The sequence below is a fragment of the Nocardioides sp. genome, from assembly GCF_036405735.1.
Classification (GTDB): Bacteria; Actinomycetota; Actinomycetes; order Propionibacteriales; family Nocardioidaceae; genus Nocardioides.
Window position 1 is genome coordinate 37,957 of sequence record NZ_DASWXC010000096.1, and the last position, 25,127, is coordinate 63,083.

Annotated in this window: 24 protein-coding genes; 11 read left to right on the forward strand and 13 right to left on the reverse strand. The window is 72.3% G+C overall.

Translation table 11 applies throughout. The features are described 5' to 3' along the window. Positions 1-14: 14 nt before the first annotated feature. The 4 genes from VGE38_RS15685 to VGE38_RS15700 form a co-directional block, all read right to left on the reverse strand. Positions 15-1,301 carry an ABC transporter permease gene (locus tag VGE38_RS15685; RefSeq protein WP_331143492.1) on the reverse strand — a complete coding sequence of 429 codons (1,287 nt, stop codon included), beginning with the start codon at positions 1,299-1,301 and terminating at the stop codon, positions 15-17. Beyond that, positions 1,301-2,512 (reverse strand): ABC transporter permease, encoded by a 1,212-nt coding sequence (locus VGE38_RS15690; protein ID WP_331143493.1) that lies wholly within the window; start codon positions 2,510-2,512, stop codon positions 1,301-1,303. The genes VGE38_RS15685 and VGE38_RS15690 overlap by 1 nt, the downstream gene beginning before the upstream one ends. Further along, positions 2,509-4,023 carry an ABC transporter ATP-binding protein gene (locus VGE38_RS15695; RefSeq protein WP_331143494.1) on the reverse strand — a complete coding sequence of 505 codons (1,515 nt, stop codon included), beginning with the start codon at positions 4,021-4,023 and terminating at the stop codon, positions 2,509-2,511. The genes VGE38_RS15690 and VGE38_RS15695 overlap by 4 nt, the downstream gene beginning before the upstream one ends. 95 nt (positions 4,024-4,118) lie before the next feature. Next, positions 4,119-5,210 carry a BMP family lipoprotein gene (locus VGE38_RS15700; RefSeq protein ID WP_331143495.1) on the reverse strand — a complete coding sequence of 364 codons (1,092 nt, stop codon included), beginning with the start codon at positions 5,208-5,210 and terminating at the stop codon, positions 4,119-4,121. Between the two features lie 238 nt (positions 5,211-5,448). Between VGE38_RS15700 and VGE38_RS15705 the strand changes: the two genes are divergently transcribed. Further along, a complete protein-coding gene (locus VGE38_RS15705) occupies positions 5,449-5,859 on the forward strand; it encodes a cytidine deaminase (protein WP_331143496.1) in 411 nt (136 codons plus the stop codon). Beyond that, on the forward strand, positions 5,856-7,151 hold the full coding sequence (locus tag VGE38_RS15710; RefSeq protein ID WP_331143497.1) for a thymidine phosphorylase: 1,296 nt from the start codon (positions 5,856-5,858) through the stop codon (positions 7,149-7,151). The genes VGE38_RS15705 and VGE38_RS15710 overlap by 4 nt, the downstream gene beginning before the upstream one ends. Positions 7,152-7,155: 4 nt before the next feature. Here VGE38_RS15710 and VGE38_RS15715 read toward each other — a convergent pair whose 3' ends face one another. Continuing rightward, entirely contained in the window at positions 7,156-7,611 is a 456-nt protein-coding gene (locus VGE38_RS15715) for a MaoC family dehydratase (protein ID WP_331143498.1), read from the reverse strand. Between the two features lie 52 nt (positions 7,612-7,663). On the opposite strand from VGE38_RS15715, the gene VGE38_RS15720 reads away from it, so the two are divergent. Further along, positions 7,664-8,758, forward strand: a complete 1,095-nt coding sequence (locus tag VGE38_RS15720) for an adenosine deaminase (RefSeq protein ID WP_331143499.1) — start codon at positions 7,664-7,666, stop codon at positions 8,756-8,758. A 162-nt stretch (positions 8,759-8,920) separates the two neighbouring features. Here VGE38_RS15720 and VGE38_RS15725 read toward each other — a convergent pair whose 3' ends face one another. Genes VGE38_RS15725 through deoC form a run of 3 tightly spaced genes read right to left on the reverse strand, consistent with a single transcriptional unit; the run spans position 8,921 to position 10,719 of the window. Continuing rightward, the gene (locus VGE38_RS15725; protein ID WP_331143500.1) at positions 8,921-9,469 is read right to left on the reverse strand and encodes a hypothetical protein; all 549 of its coding nucleotides are present in this window, start codon (positions 9,467-9,469) and stop codon (positions 8,921-8,923) included. Continuing rightward, positions 9,466-10,077, reverse strand: coding sequence for an ATP-binding protein (locus VGE38_RS15730; protein WP_331143501.1), 612 nt, complete (start codon positions 10,075-10,077; stop codon positions 9,466-9,468). Before VGE38_RS15730 ends, VGE38_RS15725 begins: the two co-directional genes overlap by 4 nt. Positions 10,078-10,080: 3 nt before the next feature. Further along, complete coding sequence (gene deoC / locus VGE38_RS15735) at positions 10,081-10,719, reverse strand: deoxyribose-phosphate aldolase (RefSeq protein ID WP_331143571.1); 639 nt, start codon at positions 10,717-10,719, stop codon at positions 10,081-10,083. A 66-nt stretch (positions 10,720-10,785) separates the two neighbouring features. Here deoC and VGE38_RS15740 point away from each other — a divergent pair, with 66 nt between their 5' ends. Further along, the gene (locus tag VGE38_RS15740; protein WP_331143502.1) at positions 10,786-11,343 is read left to right on the forward strand and encodes a hypothetical protein; all 558 of its coding nucleotides are present in this window, start codon (positions 10,786-10,788) and stop codon (positions 11,341-11,343) included. 152 nt (positions 11,344-11,495) lie between these two features. Here VGE38_RS15740 and VGE38_RS15745 read toward each other — a convergent pair whose 3' ends face one another. Both VGE38_RS15745 and VGE38_RS15750 read right to left on the reverse strand, forming a co-directional pair. After that, positions 11,496-12,482 carry an HNH endonuclease signature motif containing protein gene (locus VGE38_RS15745; RefSeq protein ID WP_331143503.1) on the reverse strand — a complete coding sequence of 329 codons (987 nt, stop codon included), beginning with the start codon at positions 12,480-12,482 and terminating at the stop codon, positions 11,496-11,498. A gap of 652 nt (positions 12,483-13,134) precedes the next feature. Further along, positions 13,135-14,787 (reverse strand): phospho-sugar mutase, encoded by a 1,653-nt coding sequence (locus VGE38_RS15750; RefSeq protein ID WP_331143504.1) that lies wholly within the window; start codon positions 14,785-14,787, stop codon positions 13,135-13,137. A gap of 42 nt (positions 14,788-14,829) precedes the next feature. On the opposite strand from VGE38_RS15750, the gene VGE38_RS15755 reads away from it, so the two are divergent. Together VGE38_RS15755 and VGE38_RS15760 are read left to right on the forward strand one after the other, a co-directional pair. Continuing rightward, on the forward strand, positions 14,830-15,279 hold the full coding sequence (locus VGE38_RS15755) for an SRPBCC family protein (protein ID WP_331143505.1): 450 nt from the start codon (positions 14,830-14,832) through the stop codon (positions 15,277-15,279). Between the two features lie 236 nt (positions 15,280-15,515). Continuing rightward, positions 15,516-16,346, forward strand: a complete 831-nt coding sequence (locus VGE38_RS15760; RefSeq protein WP_331143506.1) for a hypothetical protein — start codon at positions 15,516-15,518, stop codon at positions 16,344-16,346. Positions 16,347-16,367: 21 nt separating this feature from the next. Here VGE38_RS15760 and VGE38_RS15765 read toward each other — a convergent pair whose 3' ends face one another. Together VGE38_RS15765 and VGE38_RS15770 are read right to left on the reverse strand one after the other, a co-directional pair. Further along, positions 16,368-17,162, reverse strand: coding sequence for a purine-nucleoside phosphorylase (locus tag VGE38_RS15765; RefSeq protein ID WP_331143507.1), 795 nt, complete (start codon positions 17,160-17,162; stop codon positions 16,368-16,370). A 44-nt stretch (positions 17,163-17,206) separates the two neighbouring features. Then, positions 17,207-18,610, reverse strand: a complete 1,404-nt coding sequence (locus VGE38_RS15770; RefSeq protein WP_331143508.1) for a YncE family protein — start codon at positions 18,608-18,610, stop codon at positions 17,207-17,209. Between the two features lie 52 nt (positions 18,611-18,662). Between VGE38_RS15770 and VGE38_RS15775 the strand changes: the two genes are divergently transcribed. Continuing rightward, positions 18,663-19,103 carry a hypothetical protein gene (locus tag VGE38_RS15775; RefSeq protein WP_331143509.1) on the forward strand — a complete coding sequence of 147 codons (441 nt, stop codon included), beginning with the start codon at positions 18,663-18,665 and terminating at the stop codon, positions 19,101-19,103. On the opposite strand, the gene VGE38_RS15780 is transcribed toward VGE38_RS15775, so the two are convergent. Next, positions 19,100-19,549, reverse strand: coding sequence for a gamma-glutamylcyclotransferase family protein (locus tag VGE38_RS15780; RefSeq protein ID WP_331143572.1), 450 nt, complete (start codon positions 19,547-19,549; stop codon positions 19,100-19,102). The genes VGE38_RS15775 and VGE38_RS15780 overlap by 4 nt on opposite strands. 103 nt (positions 19,550-19,652) lie before the next feature. Between VGE38_RS15780 and VGE38_RS15785 the strand changes: the two genes are divergently transcribed. The 4 genes from VGE38_RS15785 to VGE38_RS15800 all read left to right on the forward strand — a co-directional run bounded on the left by VGE38_RS15785 (position 19,653) and on the right by VGE38_RS15800 (position 25,099). Further along, positions 19,653-20,597: a nitroreductase family protein gene (locus VGE38_RS15785; RefSeq protein WP_331143510.1), complete on the forward strand. Its 945-nt coding sequence runs from the start codon at positions 19,653-19,655 to the stop codon at positions 20,595-20,597. 70 nt (positions 20,598-20,667) lie between these two features. After that, entirely contained in the window at positions 20,668-22,065 is a 1,398-nt protein-coding gene (lpdA, locus tag VGE38_RS15790) for a dihydrolipoyl dehydrogenase (protein WP_331143511.1), read from the forward strand. A 122-nt stretch (positions 22,066-22,187) separates the two neighbouring features. Further along, a complete protein-coding gene (locus tag VGE38_RS15795) occupies positions 22,188-23,603 on the forward strand; it encodes an NAD(P)H-quinone dehydrogenase (RefSeq protein WP_331143512.1) in 1,416 nt (471 codons plus the stop codon). A 299-nt stretch (positions 23,604-23,902) separates the two neighbouring features. Next, the gene (locus VGE38_RS15800; protein ID WP_331143513.1) at positions 23,903-25,099 is read left to right on the forward strand and encodes a SpoIID/LytB domain-containing protein; all 1,197 of its coding nucleotides are present in this window, start codon (positions 23,903-23,905) and stop codon (positions 25,097-25,099) included. The last annotated feature ends 28 nt before the right edge of the window (positions 25,100-25,127 follow it).

The following is a 25,127-nucleotide window of genomic DNA, read 5'->3' on the forward strand; positions in this document are numbered from 1 at the left end:
GGGACCCGGCTGCCTCAGGCCTTGCGGTACGGCACCCCGTCGGCGGCCGGTGCCCGCGAGTGACCGACCAGGCCGGCGACCGCGAAGACCGTGACGACGTAGGGCAGCATCAGCATGAACTGACTGGGCACCGGCGAGCCGAGCACGGACAGCACGCCCTGCAGGTTGGACGCGAACCCGAACAGCAGCGCCGCCAGCGTCGCCCGGATCGGGTCCCACTTGCCGAAGATGACCGCGGCCAGGGCGATGTAGCCGGCGCCACCGGTCATCTCCCGGTTGAACTGCGAGACCGAGACCAGGGTGTACGTCGCGCCGCCCGCCCCGGCGATCAGGCCGCCGAGCAGGAGCGTGCGGTAGCGGGTGCGGTTGACGTTGATGCCGACGGTGTCGGCCGCCTTGGGGTGCTCGCCGACCGCGCGGACCCGCAGGCCCCACTTGGTGCGGTACAGCGCCCAGGCGACCAGCGCGACGGCGGCGTACATCAGGTAGACCAGCACGGTCTGCCGGAACAGGATCGGCCCGACGACCGGGATGTCCCCGAGCACGGGGATCGGCATCCGCTCGAAGCGCGGCGGCGAGTTGAGCTCGGCGGAGTTGGGGGCCAGCACCTGGCTGAACATGAAGCTCGTGATGCCGATGACCAGCACGTTGAGCACGACGCCGACGATGACCTGGTCGACGTAGTAGGAGATCGCGAAGACGCCGAGCAGCAGCGCCACGAGCGCACCGGCGGCCATGGCGCCGGCCAGGCCGGCCCACGTAGAGCCGACGATCGAGCCGACCAGCGCGGCCGCGAAGGCGCCGAACAGCAGCTGGCCGTCGATGGCGATGTTGACGACGCCGGCTCGCTCGCCGAGCACGCCGCCCAGGGCGCCGAACGTGAGGGGTACGGCGAGCGCGACCGCTCCGCCGAGCAGCCCGATCACCGGCAGGGTGCCGCCGGCGGCCGCCCAGCACAGGAACGCCGTCACGGCGGCGACGGCGAAGACGACCGTCAGCCACAGCGGCGTACGCCGCCCGGTGGCGCGCTGCCAGACCGCGAGCGCGGTGCAGGCCGCGAGCAGGAGGACCAGCACCCAGGTCGCGGCGTCGGCAGGGACGGTGATCTCGGGGAGCTGGACGAAGTCGGAGTCCGTGGCCAGCCGGAACGTGGTGTCCTCGTCGCGCGGGGCGAGGAGGACCAGCACGCCGAGCAGCACCGTGACGATCCCGAAGAGGATCGACGGCTTGGCCGAGGTCGGGGTGACGACGGCCGGGGTCGCCGCGGCCGGGACGGGGGTCTTCACGCTGAGGTCGGACATCACACGGCCTCCTTCGCAGGCAGCCGGAAGATCGCGCGCACCAGTGGCGGTGCGGCGATGAAGAGGACGATGAGGGACTGGACGACCAGCACGATGTCGACCGGGATGTTCTGCGACGCGCTCATCGCGAAGCCGCCGGCCTTCAGCGCTCCGAAGAACAGGCCGGCGCCGAGGATGCCGAGCGGCCGGGAGCGGCCGAGCAGGGCGACGGTGATCGCGTCGAAGCCGATGCCGGCGTCCAGGTCGACGGTCACGCCGCTGGTGACGGTGCCGAGCACCTGGTTGACGCCGCCGAGGCCGATCAGCGCCCCCGAGATCAGCATGACGGTGGTGTAGGTGCGGCCCACATCGATGCCGGAGGCGCGGGCGGCGTCGGGGTTCTCACCGACCGCGCGGAAGCGGAAGCCGAGTGCGGAGCGGTTCAGCAGCCACCACACCAGCGCCACGGCGACCAGCGCCAGCACGAAGCCGAGGTGCAGGTTGAACCGGTCGCCGAGGATCTTCGGCAGCACCGCGGAGTCGGCCATCGCGGCGGACTTCGGGTTCACCGAGCCCGGGGCCTGGAGGATCTCCTGGCGCGAGAGGGCGAAGAAGACCAGGTAGAACGCGACGTAGTTGAGCATGATCGTCACGATCACCTCGTGCGCCCCGGTGCGGGCCTTGAGCAGGCCCGCCAGGCCGCCCCACAGCGCGCCGGCGAGCAGGCCGGCGACCAGGGCGAGCGTGATGTGCAGCGGCGCCGGCAGGTCGAGCTCGACGCCCACCCAGCCGGCCGCCGCACCCGCGAGGAGCATCTGGCCGCGACCGCCGATGTTGAACAGTCCGGCGCGGAAGGCGAGACCGACGCCGAGGCCGGCCGCGATGAGCGGTCCGGCGAACTTCAGCGTCTCGGTCAGCGGCCGGATGGCGGTGACGAAGGAGTCGGCCCGGGTGTTGAAGACGGCTCCGCGGAACAGCGCCGAGTAGGCGCCGGTGATGGCGTCCCACGACGCGCTCAGGAAGTCGCCCGGCCGGGCGGTGACGTAGCCGACCGTCTCGCGGACCCGGTCGTCGGTGAAGATGATCATCAGTGAGCCGGCCAGCACGGCCAGCACCACCGACAGCACCGCGACCATGGCGTTGCCGCTGGTGATCTCGCGCAGGGTCGCGCGCCACTGCGGCCGCGGCTGCTCCTGCTCAGGAGCGGGAGGAGTGGTGGTCTGCTCGGTCATGCCGCGCTCCCCTCGGGGCGCTCGCCGGCCATCATCAGGCCGAGCGTCTCACGCGGTGTGTCGGCCGGGACGATGCCGACCACCCGGCCGCGGTAGAGGACCATGATGCGGTCCGACAGGGCGATCACCTCGTCCAGCTCCGTGGACACGACCAGCACCGGGACGCCCCGGTCGCGGGTGGCCACGATCTCCTTGTGGATGAACTCGATGGAGCCGACGTCGACGCCACGCGTCGGCTGCGCCGCCACCAGCAGCCGCAGCTCGCGGGAGAGCTCCCGCGCGACCACGACCTTCTGCTGATTGCCACCCGACAGCTGGCCGGCGGGCGTGTCGATGCCGGGCGCGCGGACGTCGTACTCCTTGAGCTTGGCCCGCGCGAAGTCGCGCAGCGCCTTGATCTGCAGGCCACCGCGGCGTACGAACGGCGCGCCGTGGCTGCGGTTGAGCATGAGGTTCTCCGCGATGGTCATGCCGGCGACGAGGCCGTCGGCCTGCCGGTCCTCGGGGACGAACCCGACGCCCGCGGCGAGGATCTGCCGCACCGAGCGGCCCACCAGCTCGCGGCCGTCGAGCCTGATCGATCCCTGGACCCGGCCCGCGAGACCCAGCAGCGCCTCGGTGAGCTCGGTCTGGCCGTTGCCCTGCACGCCGGCGACGCCGAGGATCTCCCCGGCGGCGATCGTGAAGCTGAGGTCGTCGAGATGCACGTGGCCGGTGGCGTCGGTGACCCGCAGGTCGCGTACGACGAGCGCGTCGTCGCCCGCCCGGGCCGGCTCCTTGTGGACCGTCAGCTCGACGGGACGGCCGACCATGAGCGCCGCCAGCTCGGCGTTGCTCGCGGTCGGCTGGGCCTCGCCGACGACCTTGCCGAGCCGGATCACGGTGATCCGGTCGGCGACCTCCCGGACCTCGCGCAGCTTGTGGGTGATGAAGACGATGGCGGTGCCCGACTCCTTGAGCTGACGCATGATCGCCATCAGCTCGTCGGTCTCCTGCGGCGTGAGGACGGCGGTCGGCTCGTCGAAGACGAGGACGCGGGCGTCGCGGGAGAGGGCCTTGATGATCTCGACGCGCTGCTGCACGCCGACCGGGAGGTTCTCGACGACCGCGTCGGGGTCGACGTCGAAGCCGAAGCGGTCGGAGATCTCCCGGACCTTGGCGCGTGCGGCCTCGAGGTCGAGGGTGCCGCCGAAGCCGGTGCTCTCGTTGCCGAGCATGACGTTCTCGGCGACCGTGAACACGGGCACGAGCATGAAGTGCTGGTGCACCATGCCGATCCCGGCGGCGATCGCGTCGCCGGGGCCGTCGAAGCGCTGCGGCGTGCCGTCGATCAGGATCTCGCCTTCGTCGGCCTGGTAGAGGCCGTAGAGGACGTTCATGAGCGTGGACTTGCCGGCGCCGTTCTCGCCCAACAGGCAGTGGATCTCACCGGGCTCGACCGTGAGCGAGATGCTGTCGTTGGCGACCAGGGTGCCGAAGCGCTTGGTGATGTCGCGCAGGGCCAAGGTCATGGGGGAACCCTACCTAGAAGTGTGGGCGTGGAAATGCCACGTGGGGGCCGACCGGAGCCGACCCCCACGTGAGCAGGTGGATCAGTGCCGAACCGTCACTCGGCGAGGTACGAGGTGACCTTGATCGAGCCGTCGATGATGCCGGCCTTCACCTCGTCGAGCTCCGACTTCAGGGTGTCGGAGATCTTGTCCTCGAAGTTGTGGAACGGCGCCAGGCCGACACCGTCGTTCTCGAGGGTGCCGACGTAGGCCTCGGCGTCGAACTCGTCGTTGCCCGCGGCCATGATGGCGTCGTACGTCGACACCTTCATGTTCTTCAGGATCGAGGTGAACACGACGTCGGCGGTGTTCGGGTCGGTCTCGAAGAAGTCGGCGTCGACGCCGACCAGCGCGACGTCCTTGCCGGAGTCGGCGATCGCGGTGAGCGCGCCCTGGTAGATCGGGCCACCGACCGGCAGGATCACGTCGGCGCCCTGGTCGAGGATCTGCTTGGCGGTGTTGGTCGCGGTCTCGTTGGCCTCGAAGCCACCGGTGAACACGCCCTTCTCGCCGCCCTCGAAGCCGACGACCTTGACGTCCTTGCCCTTCTCCTTGGCGTAGTACTCCGCGCCCTGCTTGAAGCCGTCCATGAAGATGGTGACGGTCGGGAACGGCTGGCCGCCGTACGTGCCCACCGTGCCGGACTTGGTGTAGTCGGCGGCGGCGTAGCCGGCGAGGAACGCGGCCTCGGCGGTGTTGTACAGGACCGGCTTGATGTTCTCCGCGTCCTTGGTGCCGTCGAAGTCGTTGTCCGCGGCGTCGTCGATGAGGACGTAGTTGACGTCCGGGTTGGCCTTGGCCGACTCGACGGTCGCGGCCGAGAGGGCGAAGCCGACGGTCGCGATCACGTCGCAGCCCTCGGCGACGAGGCTCTCGAGGTTCGGGCCGTAGTCGTTCTCGCTGTGCGACTCGACGGCCTTGAAGTCGGCGCCGAGCTCGTCGGCGGCCTGCTTCACGCCCTCGTAGCTGAGCTGGTTGAACGACTTGTCGTCGAAGCCGCCCGCGTCAGAGACGATGCAGGGCAGGAAGTCGCTCTTGGCGTCGCTGCCCGACTCCTCCTCCGGCGCGTCGCCGCACGCGCTCAGCGTGGCCGAGGCCAGGAGCGCCACGAAACCAGTGGCAGCGGCGCGCTTGATGTTCTTCTTCACAGACGTCCTCCCAATCGATGCTCCGCCGGGGCGGCGGGGCGAAAGCGTTCCGGTGCATGATGTCGCCGTCGCCGTCCGCGCACATCGGCTTGGGCAAAACGGTTACCAACTTGCGACCGAGGCGCAGCCTAGAGGCTGGTCGCCGACAGTGGGCATCGGCCCTGCCAGCTCCCGTGCCGCGCCTGTGGGGACCACGGCCTCGTCCTGGCGCGGCGGCCGTGACTAAGGTGGGCCGACCATGACTGGCGACGTTGACTTCGACTGGCAGGCACTCCGTGACGAGGCGGTCCGGGCGGCGGGGCATGCCTATGCGCCGTACTCCGGCTATCGGGTCGGCGCGGCCGCCCGCGTGGAGGACGGCCGGGTGGTGACGGGCTGCAACGTCGAGAACGCGGCGTACGGCGTCACGCTCTGCGCCGAGTGCGGCCTGATCGGCCAGCTGCACCTGACCGGCGGCGGCCGGCTCACCCACTTCGTGTGCGTCAACGGCGAGGGCGCGGTGATCATGCCGTGCGGCCGCTGCCGGCAGCTGCTGTGGGAGAACGGCGGTGCCGCCCTGGAGGTGTGGACGGTGTCCGGGGTGAAGCCCATGACCGAGGTGCTGCCGGACGCCTTCGGGCCCGACGACCTCGCGGAGGTGGCGCGATGAGCGCGGCGACCCGGCACGACGCCGTCGAGGTGATCGTGGCCAAGCGGGACGGCGGCGAGCTGTCCGACAGCCAGATCGACTGGGTGGTCGACGCCTACACGCGGGGGCAGGTGGCCGACGAGCAGATGTCGGCGCTGGCCATGGCGATCCTGCTGCGCGGCATGAACCGCCGCGAGATCGCCCGCTGGACCGGCGCGATGATCGCCTCCGGCGAGCGGATGTCCTTCGCCTCGCTGAGCCGGCCGACCGCCGACAAGCACTCCACCGGCGGGGTCGGCGACAAGATCACGCTGCCGCTCGCGCCGCTCGTCGCGGCCTGCGGCGTGGCGGTGCCGCAGCTGTCGGGCCGCGGGCTGGGCCACACCGGCGGCACGCTGGACAAGCTCGAGGCGATCCGCGGCTGGCGGGCGGCGCTCTCGAACGAGGAGATGTTCGCCCAGCTCGAGGACGTCGGCGCCGTCATCTGCGCCGCCGGTGCCGGCCTCGCGCCGGCCGACAAGAAGCTCTACGCGCTGCGCGACGTCACCGGCACGGTCGAGGCGATCCCGCTCATCGCCTCCTCGATCATGAGCAAGAAGATCGCCGAGGGCACCGGTGCGCTCGTCCTCGATGTCAAGGTCGGCACCGGGGCCTTCATGAAGTCGCTCGACGACGCCCGTGAGCTCGCCCGGACCATGGTCGACCTCGGCACCGACGCCGGCGTCCACACGGTCGCGCTGCTCACCGACATGTCCACGCCGCTGGGCCTGACCGCGGGCAACGGCCTCGAGGTGGCCGAGTCCGTCGAGGTCCTCGCCGGCGGCGGCCCGGCCGACGTGGTCGAGCTGACGCTCGCGCTCGCCCGGGAGATGCTCATCGGAGCCGGCGTGACCGACGTCGACCCCGCCGACAGGCTCGCCGACGGCTCGGCCATGGACGCCTGGCGCCGCATGATCGCCGCGCAGGGCGGTGACCCGGACGCGCCTCTTCCGGTCGCGAGGGAGCAGCACGTCGTCGCCGCACCCGCCTCCGGCGTACTCACCCGGCTGGACGCGATGGCCGTCGGCCTCGCCGCGTGGCGGCTGGGCGCCGGCCGGGCCCGCAAGGAGGACCCGGTGCAGGCCGGCGCCGGCGTCGTCTGGCACGCGCGACCGGGTGACGCCGTGACCGAGGGGCAGCCGCTGTTCACGCTGCACACCGACGAGCCGGAGCGGTTCGAGCGGGCGCTGGCCTCGCTCGAGGGTGGCTGGGACATCGCCGCCCCGGGCACGGCGTTCGCGCCGTCGCCGCTGGTGATCGACCGGATCAGCTGATCGCTCAGCCCTCCAGGAGGAGCACGACCGTCTCGGCGACGCAGGCGGGCTTCGTCTCGCCCTCGATCTCGACCGTGTAGTCGATGATCAGCTGCTTGCCGGCCGGCAGGTCGGTGACCGCACCGAACGCCGCGCGGCCCTTGACCCGCTTGCCGACGCGCACGGGGTTCGGGAAGCGGACCTTGTTGAGCCCGTAGTTGAGCTTCGCGCCCGGCGTCTCGAGGCGGAAGATCTGGCTGCCGAGCCAGGGCAGCAGCGACAGCGTGAGGTAGCCGTGGGCGATGGTCCCGCCGAACGGGCCGTCCTTCGCGCGCTCGACGTCGACGTGGATCCACTGGTGGTCGCCGGTGGCGTCGGCGAACCGGTCCACCCGCTCCTGGGTGATCTCGATCCAGTCGGTCTCGCCGAGGGTCTCGCCGCTCGCCGCGGCGACCTCGTCGAAGGTGGTGAACACGCGCATCCCGCAGCCCCTTCCTCGCGGGCCGGGGGTGGCCCTTTGGTTGGATGTCGTCATGGAACCTACCGCCGTCGTCACGCCCTCCCGCGAGCTGGTGCAGCAGGCGCCGAAGGTGGTGCTCCACGACCACCTCGACGGCGGGCTCCGTCCCCAGACGATCATCGACCTCGCGGTCGGGATCGGGCATCCGCTGCCGGCCTCGGACGCGGGAGCGCTGGAGGAGTGGTTCGTCGAGAGCGCGACCTCGGGTTCCCTGGAGCGCTACCTGGAGACCTTCAGCCACACCGTCGCCGTGATGCAGGACGCCGACGCGATCGCGCGGGTCGCGCGCGAGTGCGTGCTCGACCACGCCGCCGACGGCGTGGTCTACGCCGAGATCCGCTACGCGCCCGAGCTGCACGTCGAGCAGGGACTCACCCTCGACGAGGTGGTCGCCGCCGTCCATCGCGGCTTCGACGACGGTATGGCGGCCGCCGCCTCGGCCGGCCGCAGGATCGTCGTCCGGCAGCTGCTCACCGCCATGCGCCAGGCCGCGCGCGCCACCGAGATCGCCGAGCTCGCGATCACCTGGCGCGACCGCGGCGTGGTCGGCTTCGACATCGCCGGTCCGGAGAAGGGCTTCCCGCCCACCCGGTTCCTGGGTGCCTTCGAGCGGCTCGCCGCCGAGAACGTCCGCTTCACCATCCACGCGGGCGAGGGCTTCGGCCTGCCGTCGATCTGGGAGGCCGTGCACCCCTGCGGAGCGGACCGGCTGGGGCACGGCGTGCGGATCGCCGAGGACATCACGACGGGATCCGACGGCGTCGCGCGGCTGGGCCGGCTGGCGGCGTACGTCCGCGACCGGCGCATCCCGCTGGAGATCTGCCCCCGCTCCAACGTGCAGACCGGGGCCGCCGCGTCGATCGCCGAGCACCCGATCGGACTGCTCAGCGACCTCGGCTTCCGGGTCACCGTCAACACCGACAACCGGCTGATGTCGCGCACCTCGATGACCGAGGAGCTGTGGGGCCTGGTCGACGCGTTCGGATATGGCTGGGACCAGCTGGAGAGGTTCACCGTCAACGCGATGAAGTCGGCGTTCCTGCACTACGACGAGCGGGTGGACCTGATCCACGCCATCAAGGACGGCTACGCCGCCCTGCGCGGCTGAGGTTGTGCCCGCACAGTCTCGCAAAGTGTCTCCGTGACACTTGCAAACTGTCACGGTGACACTTGGCCGCAGGGGTGACACGTTGAACTGTCACTCTCGGCGCGAACTGTCACGGTGACACTTTGCGGCTGTGGCTCAGGGTGCGGCTGAGGCCGTTCGGTCTCAGCGCGGAGCGACGACGAACCACGGCATCGGCCAGCCGCCGAGCCGCAGCGTGGCGTCGGCGAACGCCTGCCGGGTGACCGTGACGAGCCGGCCGTTGGCGGGGTCGTAGCAGCGCAGCGCGTCCGTGCCCGGCTCCACCGCCGAGACCGCCAGCACCACGTGGCGGGGGAGCGTGGGCGAGCCGACGTACAGGGCGACCGGGTGGCGGGCGGCCGCCGTGAGCGCGCGGTCGAACGCGTCGGAGCGGTCCCAGCGGGCCAATGACGACCGGTAGTCGACGCCGTGGATCGCCCCGAGCGCGCCGGCCACCGCCCAGGGCGGGGTGCCGAGTGCGCGCGGCCAGGGCAGCTGCGTGCGTCCGGTGATCCCGCCGAGGCCCGTGAGGCGGCGATGGGCCTCCAGCACCTGCAACCCGAAGGCGGCCGCCAGCCGCCGGTCGTCGCGTCCGGCGCTCCCGTCCGCCAGGATTTGGGCCACGACCACGCAGGCAGCGCCGCAGGACCGCTGGTCCGGTTGGCGCAGGGCGGGCCCGAACATCGGGGTCACGGCCTGCTGCCGACCCGTCGCAGTCGCTGTACGCCGGCGTACGCCTGGTCTGGTGTCACCTGCTCGCAACCCTTGGCCACGGCGTCGGCGACCACGCGCCCCTGGTCCCGCATCAGCTGCCACCCCCGGCGCAGCAGCACCAGCGGCGGCTTGCGGTGCTCGCGCAGGTCGCGGGTGAGCCGGCGCCAGAAGGTGCGCACCGGGTGCTGCGTCACGCAGTACGCCGCCGCGAGGATGCCCTCGTCGCGGCAGTCGGCGACGATGTCCTGGGCGAAGATCCCCTCGGCCAGGAAGAGGTCCTGCCCGTCCAGTGACAGCTCGTGCCAGCCGACCCGGCCGCTGCGGGAGATGTCGTAGGCCGGCACCTGCGCCCGGCCGTCGCGGCACAGCGCGTGCAGCGCCGTCATCGCGTCCTCGGGCAGCCAGGAGTCCGGGTGGTCCCAGTCGACGATGCCGGCGTTCGGGCCCTCGGTGATCAGGGGGAGCGTGGGGTCGCCCTCGCTCTTGTAGAAGTCGTCGAGCCGCAGCACGGGAAGGGCGAGCCGCTCGGCGAGCCGGGACTTACCGGCCCCCGAAGGGCCGGCGAGGACGATGACGCGAGCGGGCATCGCTCAGTAGGAGCCGGCGGACGACTCGCCCGCCAGCAGCGCGCGGGAGCCGGAGACGCCGAGCCGGGTGGCCCCGGCGGCGATCATGGCGCGTGCCTGGTCCAGGGTGCGCACGCCGCCGGAGGCCTTGACCTGCAGGCCCGGCACGGTCTCATGCATCAGCCGCACAGCGTGCTCGGTAGCGCCGCCCGCGGGGTGGAAGCCGGTGGAGGTCTTCACGAAGTCGGCGCCGGCCGCCTCCGCCGCGCGGCACACCCCGACGATCTCGTCGTCGGTGAGGGCCGCCGACTCGATGATGACCTTCAGCACCGTCGGCGACGGTGCGGCGGCACGGACCGCGGCGATGTCGTCCCGCACGTCGGCGTACCTGCCCTCCTTGGCAGCGCCGACGTCGATGACCATGTCGATCTCGTCGGCGCCGAGACGGACCGACTCCGCCGCCTCGGCGGCCTTGACCGCGGAGGTGTGCTTGCCGCTCGGGAAGCCGCACACCACGGCGACCTTGAGGGTGTCGGGCACGTCGACGGGCAACATGGAGGGGGAGACGCAGACGGAGTAGGTGCCGAGCTCGACGGCCTCGGCGACGAGCGCGGCGACGTCCGCGCGGGTCGCCTCGGGCTTGAGCAGGGTGTGGTCGATCATCCGGGCGACATCGGCGGCACTGGGGGTCACCGACCCAGCATAGGTGGCGACATAGGGTGACTCGTCATGAGCGCACAGCCGGTGGAGTGGTTCAAGCCGACCAGTGGTCGCGTGACCGGGGTCCTGGCGATCGTGGTGGCTGCCGTCGTGCTGGTGATGGCGGTCGTCGGGAAGGCGCCGGCCGTCTTCGCGGTGGGGGCGCTGCTGTTCGGTCTACTGGCCTGGGTGACGTTGCTCCGACCACGGCTCGGCCTGCGTGGCGACACGCTGCTGATGCGCGGGATGGTGTCCACCGTCGAGATTCCCGTCGCCGCTGTCGACAGCGTGGCGGTCCGGCAGGTGCTAGCGGTGTGGGCGGGGGAGCGTCGCTACGTCAGCGCCGCCGTCGGGCTGCCGTACCGCGACATCGCCCGCGAGCGCCGCCGTCCCGACCACCTCGCCCCGGAGCGGCCCGGGGCGGACGCGGCCTACGCCCACCACGTCGGCGACGCGATCACCTCCCGCGCCCGGCAGGCCCGGGCGGACGGCGTTCCTGGCGGCGACGTACGGCGTCACTGGGCGCGCCCCGAGCTCGCCGGCCTCGCCGTGCTGGCCGTGGCGTTCGTGGTGGCACTCGTCCTCTGACGCACCCGTTCGCTCGGGGCCGGCGAGCCGGCGGTTCTTCGTTGGTCGAGCCGGCGTTTCTCGTTGGTCGAGCCGGCGAGCCGCTAGGCGAGCCGTGTCGAGACCTGCCGGGGGCGTGCGGATGGCCCCGCTACCGAGTGGGGGTGGCGGGGTCAGGGGCGGGACGGATGTCGAGTGGTCTCGATGCTGGTGGTGCCGTCGGGATCGACGTGGAACGTCAGCCCGTGTGGGCTGCGCCAGACATAGCGACCGGTGTCGAGGAGGTCGTAGGTCCAGGCGGTGTGGGTCTTGATGCGGTGGTGGCGTCGGCACAGGGGTGCGAGGTTGCAGGAGCAGGTCGGCCCGCCGGCGGCATGACCGGTGGCGTGGGCGGTGATGTGGTCGGTGTCGCAGCCGCGGGCGGGGCGGGTGCAGTGGGGGAACACGCACCGGCCGTTGACCATGGCCACCTGCTCCCGCAGCCGGTGGGTGGGTTGGTAGCCGGTGGTCTCGAGGTGTTCGTTGAGGTCGAGTACCGGCCGTACCGTCATGGTGGTGTTCTGGATGGTGAGCCACTCGCGGAGCTGGTCGAGGGTGATGAGGCTGCGGGTGTTGTCCACCCGCACGAACGGATCCAGCCCGTGGCTGTTGACCGTCAGGTGGGCGTAGAGCATCACCTGGCGCCGCGGCACCGGCACCTTCTCAGCCGAGGCCATGGGTTCGGCGCCAACCTCGTCGGTAACCGGCAGCGTGAGGTTGAGGGTGAGGTCGTTGCGGGCGATCTCGCCCAGTGCTTTGGCGCGGCGCACGTCCAGGGAGTCGGCCGAACCGAGGCGGGCCAGGGTGGTGGCGACCGCGTGGAGGGCGTCGTCGAGGTCGAGGGCGTCGGCCAGGTCCAGGATGCCGTGGACCTGGACGCAACCGTCGGTGGTGACGTGCCGGGTCTCCACGGTCACGTACCGCGACTCCCGCGCGGCCCGGGCTTCGGCTTCAGCCCGGTCGGGGTCGAAGCGGGTGAGGGCCTCGGTGATGGTGCGGTCCAGCTGAGCGGGGCCCACCTTGTGCGCCACCGGCGCCAGCTGCCGGTCCACCCACGCCGCGGCCTCGAACGACAGGCCGAGGGTGGCCTCGGCGACGCGGCGGGCCTGCCAGGGCTGCACCCGACCACCGGTCAAACCCGGCCCAGATGCGAGGGAGCCGGTAGCGGCACTCCATGACCTGCCCGAGCCAGATCCGGCCGGAGTCGGTGGACCGGCCCAGCACCGCCGCCAGTTCGGCGACGGCGAACTCCGCCACCAACGGCGCCCCCACACCCGCGATCGCCACACAGCCTTCGGTGCCCGGCAGCGTCGCCGCCCGGTCTAGGGAGTCGACCGAGTGCATCGCCGCCCAGGCGATCGCATCCACCATCATTTGCACCTCGGCGGCCCGGGCGGTCTCCCGGTGGGTGCGCAGGTCGGCCAACACCCCGGCCGGGGAGTCCGGCGTGGTGTCGACATCGATGCCCGGGCTGGTCATGAGTCCACTCAAGCACCCGCCACCGACAGTCACCGCGAGCCGACCGCCGCACTTGTGGAGGGCCCATCACGGGTCCGACACCCTGGCTCCCAGCCGCATCACGGGTGGTCTCGACACGGCTCGCTAGCGCTCGCCGGCTCGACCAGCGAGGGGACGCGGCTCGCCGGCTCGACCGACGAGGCGGTGCGGTGGTCTCGACACGGCTCGCCTGGCGGCTCGCCGGCTCGACCAACGAGAGGCGGCGGCTCGCCGGCTCGGCCGGCGAGGGACGGGCTCGACTGACGACGGACCCCGTCAGATGCCGGCGGCGGCCCTGATGTCGCGGCCGAGGGCGGCGAGCCGGTCGGCGGCGGTGGCGCGGGCGGCGTCGAGGCCCTCGGGGCCGCCGGTGACCGGGATGACGACCTCGAGGTAGCACTTGAGCTTGGGCTCCGTCCCGGAGGGCCGCACGATCACGCGGGCGCCGCCGTCGAGGCGGTATCGCAGACCGTCCGTCGGGGGCAGCTCGGCCGAGCCGAGCGCGAGGTCGTCGACGCCGACGACGTCGTACCCGCCCAAGGTCGTCGGTCCCGCGGCCCGCAGTCGCGCCATCGCCGCGCCGATCTCGGCGAGCTCCGTGACGCGGACGGAGACCTGGTCGGTGGCGTGCAGGCCGTGGGCGAGGGCGATCTCGTCGAGCAGGTCGAGCAGGCTGCCGCCCGCGGCCTTCTGCTCGGCGGCCAGCTCGCAGAGCAGCAGCAGCGCCGAGACGCCGTCCTTGTCCTTCACGTGGGCGGGGTCCACGCAGTAGCCGAGCGCCTCCTCGTAGCCGAACACCAGCCCGGGGACGCGGCCGATCCACTTGAAGCCGGTCAACGTGTCGACGTACGGCTGGTCGAAGGCGGCGGCGAGCTTGCCGAGCAGCGAGGACGAGACGATCGAGGCGGCGTACGTGCCGGCCACGCCGCGCCGCAGCAGCGCGTAGCCGAGCAGCGCGCCGACCTCGTCGCCGCGCAGCATCCGCCAGCCGTTACCGGCGACCGGCACGGCGGCGGCGCAACGGTCCGCGTCGGGGTCGTTGGCGACCACCAGGTCCGCCCCCGACGAGGCGGCCAGCGCCATCGCGAGGTCCATCGCGCCGGGCTCCTCCGGGTTGGGGAAGGCCACGGTCGGGAAGGTGCCGTCCGGCTCGGCCTGCTCGGCGACCACGCGCGGCCGGGGGAACCCGGCCTCCTCCAGCACACGCGCGGCGACGTCGCCGCCGACGCCGTGGAGCGGGGTGTAGACGATGTCGAGGTCGCGCGGCCCGGCACCGGCCAGCCCGACGACGGTGGCCAGATAGCGCTCGAGCACCTCTTCGCCGAGCACGGTCCCGCCGTCCCCCCGCGGTACGCCGGCCAGCGGGCCGACCTCGTCGATGCGGGTCGCGATCCGGGCGTCGGCGGGGGAGACGATCTGGGAGCCGTCGCCGAGGTACACCTTGTAGCCGTTGTCCTGCGGTGGGTTGTGGCTGGCGGTCACCATCACACCGGCCGCGCAGCCGAGCTCGCGGATGGCGAACGCGAGCACCGGCGTGGGCAGCGGCCGCGGCAGGAGCAGCGCCTCGAACCCGGCTCCGGTCATCACCTCGGCGGTGTCGCGGGCGAACACGTCGGAGTTGCGGCGGGCGTCGTACCCGATGACGACGGGGCCCGAGGCGCCGGTGTCGCGCAGGTAGGCGGCGAGGCCGGCGGCGGCGCGGGTGACGACCACGCGGTTCATCCGGTTGGGGCCGGCGCCGAGCGCGCCGCGCAGCCCGGCGGTGCCGAACTCCAGCGGCGCGGCGAACCGGTCGGCGAGATCGGCTGCCGCCTCGTCCGACGACGGCGCGGCGTCGATCAGGTCGGCCAGCTCGACCCGGGTCTCCTCGTCGGGGTCCTCGGCCAGCCAGGCGCGGGCGGTGTCCAGCAGGTCCTCGAGGCGGGTCATGGACGCAACCTACCTGCCGGCCCACCTGTCAGGATGACGGGCGTGACGACGGTCTTCGCGTTCACCGAGCGGTGGTGGCTGCCGGCCCCGCCGGAGCGGGTGCGCGACGTGCTGGTCGACCTCGAGCACTACCCCGACTGGTGGCCGCAGGTCGTGGCGGTCGCCTCGCTAGGCCCCGACGATGCCCGGGTGCTGTGCCGCTCGACGCTGCCCTACACCCTCGACCTGACCCTGCACGCCGTCAGCCGGGAGCTCCCGCTGCTCGAGGTCGCCCTGGGCGGTCACCTCGACGGCTGGGTGCGTTGGCGACTGGAGCCGAGCAACGGTGGGACGGCGATGTCACTGGAGCAGCAGGTCACCGTGCACGGACCCGTCGCGCCGCTCGCCCGGGTGGTCGCGCCCCTGGCGCGCTGGAACCACCGGCGGATGATGGCCGGCGGGCGCGCCGGCCTCCGCGCGCACCTGGCCCGGCCCGCCGAGCAGGAGCAGTAGCGGCGAGGAGCAGGGTGAGGTGACAGCCCGACACCTCACGTAGCGGCGGATCGGGCCGATGGTCCTGGGACGTTCGACCCAGACCCTGAGAGGGCAGCACCATCCGAGCCACCGTCCTGTTCCTGACCCTGTTCGCGAGTCTGCTTCTCGTCGACCTCGCCCCCGCGCGCGTGGCGCAGGCGGCGCCGCGGCACGACGGTACGCTGGTCACACCGCGTCCCAGCCGGTTCGTGCCGGTGCCGCTCGACCCGGTGGAGGCGCGGTCGCCGGCACGGAGCGCGAACGTGGTCGTGGCGACGTTCAACGTCCTGCAGTACCGCTCCGCCCGGAAGGTGCGCCGCGACATGCTGCGGCTGGCGCGTCGTCGCGACGTGGGCGTCATCGGCTGGCAGGAGGCCGACGGCCGGCGGCCGGTCTTCGCCCGGATGCGGGGTCGCGGCTGGCGGACCATGCGCTTCCGCGGGCCGGCCGCGGAGCTGCCGGTCTCGTGGCGGACCCGGGAGTTCACCCTCGTCTCGGCGGCGCAGCACCGGATGCACGGTGGCCGGGACCGGGTCGTCTTCCCGTTCCCCGCGCGCTACGTGACCCGCGTGACGCTGCGGCACCGGGTGACCGGCCGCACGATGACCGTCCTCAACACCCACGTGAACCACCGCACCACGCAGCTTCGGCACCCGGGTCGGTGGCGTCGCGGCGTCAACGCCGCGCTGGCGCGGCGCCACCTCGCGCGGCTCGCTCCGATGTGGCTGGCATCGCCCGGCCGCTACGTCGTCGGCACGGGTGACTTCAACATCGACTACCGGTCCGATCGCCGTCGCCGGCCGCACGGCGGCCCGACCCGGGTGTTCCGCGGTCGCGCGGTCGCCAACTGGACCGCCCTCGGCTCCCGTGGCGTCCGCCGCACGATCCGGTCGAGCAGTGCACCACACAACCGCTGGCTCTACGACACCGTCTACGCCTCGACCCGCTCGGTGAACAACGGCTGGCTGCGCTTCACCGGCCAGCGGGTGCTGCGCGGCTACCGCTCCGACCACCTCCCGGTGCTGGTGCGGTTCCGCCTGCGCTGAGCCGTACGCCGCCCGGCGGCCTCAGATGCTGGGGACGATGCGGGCGAGAAGGTCACCCATCCGGCCCGCGGCGAGTCGGCCGGCCTCGAGGACCTCCTCGTGGTTGAGCGGCTGGTCGGAGACGCCGGCGGCGAGGTTGGTGACGAGGCTGATCCCGAGGATCTCCAGGCCGGCCTCGCGGGCGGCGATCGCCTCCAGCGTGGTGCTCATGCCCACCAGGCTGCCGCCCATGATGCCGGCCATCCGAACCTCGGCCGGGGTCTCGTAGTGCGGGCCGGGGAACTGCACGTAGACGCCCTCGTCCAGGCTCGGGTCGAGCTCCCGGGCGAGGCCGCGCAGGCGGTGGGAGTAGAGGTCGGTCAGGTCCACGAAGTTGGCCCCGACCAGCGGCGAGGCGCCGGTGAGGTTGATGTGGTCGCTGATGAGCACGGGCGTGCCGGGCGACCAGGACGGGTCCAGGCCGCCGCATCCGTTGGTGAGCACGATCGCGCGGCAGCCGGCGGCCGCCGCGGCGCGCACCGGGTGCGCGACGGCGGCGACGTCGCGCGCCTCGTAGTAGTGGGTGCGGCTGAGGAACACCAACAGGTTCTTCTCACCGGACCGGATGCTGCGGATCTTGCCGGAGTGGCCCGCGACCGCCGCCGCCTGGAAGCCGGGCAGGTCGGTCGTCGCGATCTCCGCGGTCGCCTCCCCGAGCGCGTCCACGGCGGGCAGCCAGCCCGACCCGAGCACGAGCGCGACGTCGTGCTGTTCGATGCCGGTCAGCTCACGGAGCGTGGCGGCGGCGTCCTGGGCGAGGGAGTACGGCGAAGTCACGGCTCGACTCTAGTGGTCTGGACCGGCCACGTGTTCCTCGCGGGCTACTCGACCAGCGAGCTGACGAGGGACTCGGGCACCCGGCCGAGGCGCACCCGCTGCGGGTGGTCACCCACCGGCAGGTAGGCGATCTCCCGCTTGGTCTCGACGTCGAGCACCGCCACGTGGTCGCTTTCCGCCAGCGAGACCCAGCACGTGCCGTCGGGCCCTTCGGTGGTCCAGTAGGGCTTGCGGTAGGTGTGCCCGGTCGTCGCCTCGTCGAAGAAGGTGGGCCGGGACGTCGCGCGGTCGACCAGGGCGACGTAGTCGTCCATCGTGCCCGCCACGCACAGCGTCGTGCCCTCGTCGTCGATCGACAGGCCATGGTGGGCCGAGTCGTTGACGTACTGCTCCCGCGGCATGCTCGGCACCCGGTTCGGCAGTGGCACGAGCCGCGTCACCGCCCCCGTGCGCGGCTCGGCGACACCGTCGGTGGTGTAGTCCACCGTGCCGTTGAGGTCGGCGGCCTGGGTGTCGAACTCGACGTACCCGTGGAAGAAGGACACCTGGTAGTAGACGAACCGACCGCCGGGGGCGATCGCCATCGGCCGCACCGCGGCGCTCATCCGCGGGTAGCCGGCCTCGGCCAGCTCCTTGCCCATGTCCCAGCGCCGCTGGATCGAGAAGTCGCTGTTGCGGACGATCTGGAACCAGCGGTCGCCCTTGAGCCCGTCGAGCAGCGGGCTGTCGCCCGGGGTGTACACCAGCCCGATGGAGGCGTGGTAGATCAGCGACCCGTCGGCGCTGTAGTTGTTCTCGTGCGGCGTCTCGCCGGTCGAGAACGTGCGGAGCCGGTCGCCCATCCGGACGGCGCGCCCGTCGACGGTCTCGTCGACCATCGAGAACTCGATGACCTGGCGCTCGGTCGAGTCGGAGATCAGCAGCCGGCGGCCGTCGGGGGAGAGGCCCATGTGGTCGGCGCGGCGACCGTCGAGCGACTGCTCACGCACGATGCTGTCGCTCGCGCCGGCGGCGGCCTTGGCGATGTCGACCCAGACCACGTCGGCGAAGCTCGGACGGCTCACCGCGAGGTAGCGGCCGTCGCGCGTGGTGAACATGTCGTCGACGTACTGGTCGTGACCCTCGCCCGGGCCCTGCTGGATCGCGAGGTAGAAGGCCAGCTTCGCCGGGTCGAGGTGGATGTCGCGCAGCTCCTGGTCCTTGTCCGGCACCAGGTCGATGCCGGTCCGGAGCACCTCGTGGGTGCGCGCGTCGACCACGCTCGCCGTGCCGGCCCAGTTGTTGCCGACGAACATCACCTCCCGCAGCTTCACCGGCCCGCCGCTGACCGGCGGGGCGGTCAGCACGGCCAGCGCGACGGCGAGGACGAGGGCCAGGACCTGGAGCCTGGGCCGGGAGGCACGGTGGCGACGCATGTCCCACCAACGAGCCGCGAGAAGGTCGGTCACGCCCTGTGGAGAGCCGTTCGACAGAACCGTCCCGCTGGCGCAGCGTGAGCCCATGACGACATCACCCAGCGACCCGCCGTACCGTCCGCTGCTGCGCAGCCAGGCCGACGTCCAACGGATGTGGGCCACGCTGATGCGGCCGCTGGGCTGGCGCCGCCCAGCCCTGTGGTTCGCCGTGGTCGACGAGGACGACCGTCCGCTGCCGGTCCTCAACGAGGTGGACGACCTGCCGGCCGACTTCGACGCCGAGATGGCCCGCAGCCTCGCGCTCGTGCTGCGGTCCGTGCTCGACGACGTCGCCCCGGGTGGACGGGTCGCGCTCCTCTACTGCCGGCCCGGACGCGGCGCGGTCAACCGAGAGGACCAGCGGATCGCCGCCGCCCTGTACGCCGGCTGCCGGGCGGGACGCGTGCCGGTCGAGGTGGTGCACCTCGCCACCGACGACCAGGTCCGGCCGCTGCCGCTGGACGAGGTGGGGGTCCGCTCCGCCTAGAGCCCCACCGAGCGGCAGGGCCGGTGCCGCAGCGCGGTGACGTAGTCGGCCGGTGCGTCGGCCGCCTCCGCGGCGTCGGCCAGGGCGCCGAGGAAGTGCGCCGAGGGCAGCCCGCCCTCGTAGGCGTCGAGCACGTAGGTCCAGGCGACGATGTCGCCCGCCATCGTGTTCACGCGCACCTTCGTCTTGCGGTAGAGGCCGGAGTCGGCCGCCTCCCACGCGTCCAGGGTCTGCTCGTCGGGCGCCGCCACGTCGTAGATCGCCACGAAGACCTGCTCGCGGGGCTCCTGGACGATCGTCGCGAGGGCGCCGTCCCAGCCGTGCTCCTCCCCGCCGAACGTGAGCCGCCACCCGACCAGCCAGCCCGTCGTCCGCAGCGGGGAGTGCGGGCAGCGCGCGCTCATCAGCGACGGGTCCAGGTTCGTCCCGTAGGCGGCGTACGGCATCACGGTTCGCAGCCTACGTAATGATCCTCGTCATCGCCCCGCGCGGCGGTCGGGCCGTGTTACGTTCCGCCGATCGGCACAGCGGCCGGCGAGAGGCAGTCAGATGGGAAGCAGGCGCGACACCCCCGGTGCCTGGGCGGCCCGGAAGCAGGAGCTCGCGCTGGTGCGCGAGTTCGTCCGCGACGCCCGCCGCTACCTGCGGTACTCCATCCCCTCGGGCGGCGCGGAGCGGTTCACGTCGATGGACGGGATGAACCTCGACGCCGCTGCCACCCGGCTCTACCACCGGATCGAGAAGGCGCTGACCTTCCCGCAGCCCAAGCAGCCGTTCGGCGCCCGGATCGCCGGGCCGCTGCGCCGGGCCCTGGACAACCCGGCGGCCGAGGGCACCTTCTTCGCCGCCCAGGTCTCCTCCGCGCTGGAGGCGCTGGCGACGTGGAACGCCGCCGGGGAGGTCGACCAGGAGATCGCGCCGTTCGGGGACGGTGCCGGTCACCGGCTCGATCCCGCGGCGGTCGCGGCGCTCTTCGAGTCGCGCCACAGCGTGCGCAACTTCGGCCGGGACCGCCCGGTCGACCGGGCCCTGATCCAGGAGGCGGTCCGGCTCGCGGGCACCGCGCCGTCGGTGTGCAACCGGCAGAGCTGGCACGCCTACTACTTCGACGACAGGGAGGACGTACGGCGGCTGCTCGCGATCCACCACGGCTCCGCCGGGTTCCAGTCCACCGTGCCGGGCCTGTTCGTGGTGACGGCCGACCTGCGCGGCTTCGGTGACCTCCGTGAGCGCAACCAGGGCTGGATCGACGGCGGGCTGTTCTCGATGTCGCTGCTGCTCGCGCTGCACGGGCTCGGGCTCGGCGCGATCTCCCTCAACTGGTCGCGCAGCAACGCGTCGTCGGACCGGCTGCGGGCGGCAGCCGGCATCCCGGAGCACGACAACATCATCATGCTGGTGGCCACGGGCTATCCCGCGCCGGGCTACCGGGTCGCCCGTTCGCCGCGCCGGCCGCTCGCCCAGATCCTGCGCATCGGCATGCCGCCGGGCTGACCGCCGGAGGTTACCCGGCAGTGTCGAAGGCGACATCGGGCGCCGAGGAGCCCCGCATTAGGCTGGCGTCGTGACCCACTTCGATGTCCTCGTCCTCGGTGCCGGCCCCGGTGGGTACGTCGCCGCGATCCGTGCCGCCCAGCTCGGCAAGTCCGTTGCCGTGGTGGAAGAGAAGTACTGGGGCGGTGTCTGCCTCAATGTCGGCTGCATCCCCTCCAAGGCGCTCCTCAAGAACGCGGAGCTCGCCCACACGCTGACCCACGAGAAGCAGAAGTTCGGCATCGAGGGCGACGCCACGATGTCCTTCGGCCCGACGCACGCGCGCTCCCGCCAGGTGAGCGCCGGCATCGTCAAGGGCGTCCACTTCCTGATGAAGAAGAACAAGATCACCGAGATCGACGGCTGGGGGACCCTCACCGGCCCGAAGGCGATCGACGTCAAGGGCAAGGACGGCGCGACGACGTCGTACACCTTCGACAGCCTCATCATCGCCGCCGGTGCCACCGTCCGCCTGGTGCCCGGCGTGACGCTCAGCGAGAACGTCGTGACCTACGAGGAGCAGATCCTCACCGACCAGCTCCCCGAGTCGATCGTCATCGGGGGCTCGGGCGCCATCGGCGTCGAGTTCGCCTACGTCATGAAGAACTTCGGCGTCGACGTCACCATCGTCGAGTTCCTCGACCGGATGGTCCCGACCGAGGACGCCGACGTGTCCAAGGAGCTGCTCAAGCACTACAAGAAGCTCGGCGTGAAGGTGATGCTCTCGACCGCCGTGAAGAAGGTCGAGGACACCGGCTCCGGCGTCCGGGTCACCGTGGCCCCGGCCGCCGGTGGCGACGAGCAGGTGCTCGAGGCCGGCAAGTTCCTCGCCGCGTTCGGCTTCGCGCCGCGGCTGGAGGGCTACGGCCTGGAGAACACCGGCGTGGCGACCACCGACCGCGGCGCGATCGCGGTCGACGGGCGCGGCCGCACCAACGTCGAGGGCGTCTACGCCATCGGCGACGTCACCGGCAAGATGATGCTGGCCCACGTGGCCGAGGCGATGGGCATCGTCGCCGCCGAGACGATCGCGGGTGCGGAGACCCAGGAGATCGACTTCGACATGATCCCGCGGGCGACGTACTGTCAGCCGCAGATCGGGTCGTTCGGCTACTCCGAGGCGCAGGCCAAGGAGAAGGGGTACGACGTCAAGACGGCCACCTTCCCGTTCTCGGCCAACGGCAAGGCCATGGGGCTGGGCGAGGCCGTCGGGTTCGTCAAGGTCGTCGCCGACGCCGAGCACAACGAGATCCTCGGCGCGCACATGATCGGCCCCGACGTCACCGAGCTGCTCCCGGCGCTGACGCTGGCCCAGCAGTGGGACCTCACCGCCGACGAGGTCTCGCGCAACGTCTTCGCCCACCCGACGCTGTCGGAGGCGGTCAAGGAGGCCGTCCACGGCATCGCCGGCCACATGATCAACCTCTGACGTACGCCTTCCCAGGACGCCCCGGCCGACTCGGCCGGGGCGTCCTGGCGTTCGGTGCCGAGGTGCGCCCCCGTCGTGTCCCGGTTGTGGCCGGCCGTGACGCCTCGGGGAGAATGGTCTCCATGAGCGGCGTGGTGATCATCGGTGGCGGTCCGGGCGGCTACGAGGCGGCGCTGGTCGCCAAGCAGCTCGGCGCTGAGGTCACCGTGATCGACCGGGACGGCCTGGGCGGCAGCGCGGTGCTCACCGACTGCGTGCCGAGCAAGACCCTCATCGCCACCGCCGAGGTGATGACCGACATGGCGGCCGCCGGCGAGCTCGGCATCAACTTCCACGACGCCCACGGTGACGCGGCGACCACGATCCGGGTCGATCTCGGCACGGTCAACGCGCGCGTCAAGGCGCTGGCCGCGGCGCAGTCGGCCGACATCGAGGAGCGGCTGACCCGGCGCGGGATCCGCATCGTGCGGGGCACCGGACGGCTCGGGGACGGCGCCGGCCGGGGCGGCGGCGAGGTCGTCGCCAGCCTTGCCGACGGCGGTGAGGAGGCGATCCACGCCGACGCCGTACTCGTCGCCACTGGCGCCCACCCGCGCGTGCTCCCCACGGCGCAGCCCGACGGGGAGCGGATCCTCACCTGGGAGCAGGTCTACGACCTCACCGAGACGCCGACCCACATGATCGTGGTCGGCTCCGGCGTCACCGGCGCCGAGTTCGCGAGCGCCTACCTCGCACTGGGCATCCCGGTCACGCTGGTCAGCAGCCGCGACCGGGTGCTGCCCGGTGAGGACGCCGACGCCGCGACCGTGCTCGAGGACGTCCTGGAACGGCGCGGGATGCGCATCCTCGGCCAGTCCCGGATGCTGTCCGTGACGCGCGAGGGTGACGGCGAGGACGCGGTGACGGTCACCCTCACCGACGGCCGCACGGTCACGGGATCTCACTGCATCCTCGCGCTCGGCTCCATCCCCAACACCGCGGGCCTCGGCCTGGAGGAGGCCGGGGTCCGGCTCGACGACGGCGGGTTCGTCCGCGTCGACCGGGTCAGCCGCACCACCGCTCCGGGCGTGTACGCCGCCGGCGACTGCACCGGTGGGTTCATGCTCGCCAGCACGGCCGCCATGGCCGGCCGGATCGCGATGCGCCACTTCCTCGGCGACGCGGTGCAGCCGATGGACCTCAAGCAGATCGCCTCGAACGTCTTCACCAGCCCGGAGATCGCTACCGTCGGCTGGTCGGAGGCGGCGGTCGAGAAGGGCGAGGTCGTCGCGGACGTCGTCAAGCTGGACCTGCAGGGCAACCCGCGCGCCAAGATGCAGGGCATCCACGACGGGTTCGTGAAGCTGATCGCCCGCCCCGGCTCGGGCGTGGTCATCGGTGGCGTGGTCGTCGGCCCGCGCGCCAGCGAGCTCATCCACCCGATCAGCCTGGCGGTGGCGGCGAACCTGACCGTCGACCAGGTGGCCAACACGTTCACGGTCTATCCGTCGCTGAGCGGGTCGGTCGCCGAGGCGGCCCGGCGCCTGCACCAGGTGTGACGCGGCGGGCTCTGCGGCGGGCTCGTGGGGTGGGCGGGCGCGCCCGCAAAGTGTCACCGTGACAGTTCGCGATGGGGGTGACACTTCCAACTGTCACTCTCGACGCAACGTGTCACGGTGACACTTTGCGAAGACGTCGCGCGCGGCCGGGGTGACCACCCGACCGGTGCGGGGATGGCACACAGGCGCGGGCTGCTCGTCCCGCAGGGCGGAAGGCGAAGGATCTCACGGACTTTCCCTTCATTCCGCTAGCGACACGCCGTAGTCTTCGGTGGTCCCATCCATCACAGGAGACTCTCATGTCACAGCGGTCACTCCGTCTGCTCGTTCCGGTGGCGCTCGCGTGTCTGGTCGCGACCCTCACGGGCGGGCCGGTCCGCGCGGCGAGCGAGCCTGTGGTCGTCGTACCCGCGGGGTCGGGGCTGGTGCTGACGGGCCACGGCTACGGCCACGGCCGGGGCATGTCGCAGTACGGCGCCGAGGGTGCCGCCCGCAAGGGCCTCTCCGCCGCGCAGATCCTGGCCTTCTACTACCCGGGCACCGTCCTGGGCGCCAGCGCCGGCCAGATCCGGGTGAGGATCACCGCCGACACCGACGACGACACCGTGGTGGCGCACCGGCCCGGCCTGGTGGTGCGGACCGTCGGCAAGCCAGCGCAACGGTGGGACCTCGGTCGGCTGCGGTCGGGGGCGGCGTCCTGGCGGATCAAGCCGCTCCGGAACGGCCGGTACGCGGTGTCCGCCCGCGCCGCCGGCGCCCGCTGGGCACGCGTGCTCGTCTCCGGTCGCCCGCTGGCGTTCTGGGCGGGCGGGGCGCCGATCACGCTGCAGTATGCCGGCGGCAGCGCCGCCTACCGCGGCCAGCTGCGCAACGCCGGCCGCGACACCGTCAACGTGCTGTCGCTGGAGAACTACCTGCGCGGCGTGGTCCCGCGCGAGGTGCCGTCGGGCTGGAGCCCGGCGACGCTGCAGGCCCAGGCCGTGGCGGCCCGGACCTACGCCGCCTACGAGCGCGACCACACGCCCCGCGGCCGGGCGTGGCAGACCTGCGACACGACGTCGTGCCAGGTCTACGGCGGGTACGCCGCGGAGCGGCCGAGCACGAACGCGGCCGTCGACGCCACCCGCGGCCAGGTCGTCACCCACGGCGGCCGTGCCGCCTTCACGCAGTTCAGCTCGAGCAACGGCGGGTGGACCGTGCAAGGCGGGTTGCCCTACCAGCGGGCGCAGGCCGACCCCTACGACCCGTGGCCGGGCAATCCGATGCGCAGCTGGACCACCCGCGTATCGGCCTCCAGGATCGCGGCCGCGTGGCCGTCGATCGGCACGCTGACGGGGGTTCAGGTGCTGGGCCGGGACGGGAACGGCGAGTGGGGCGGCCGCGTCCTGACGCTGCGCCTGACCGGCACCGCCGGCCGCGCGGTGGACGTCGACGGCTCGACCTTCCGGACGAAGCTGGGACTGCGGTCCCAGTGGTTCTCGGTCGCCGCCGGCTGATCTGGTCGGACGTCATGCGAGCTGGCTG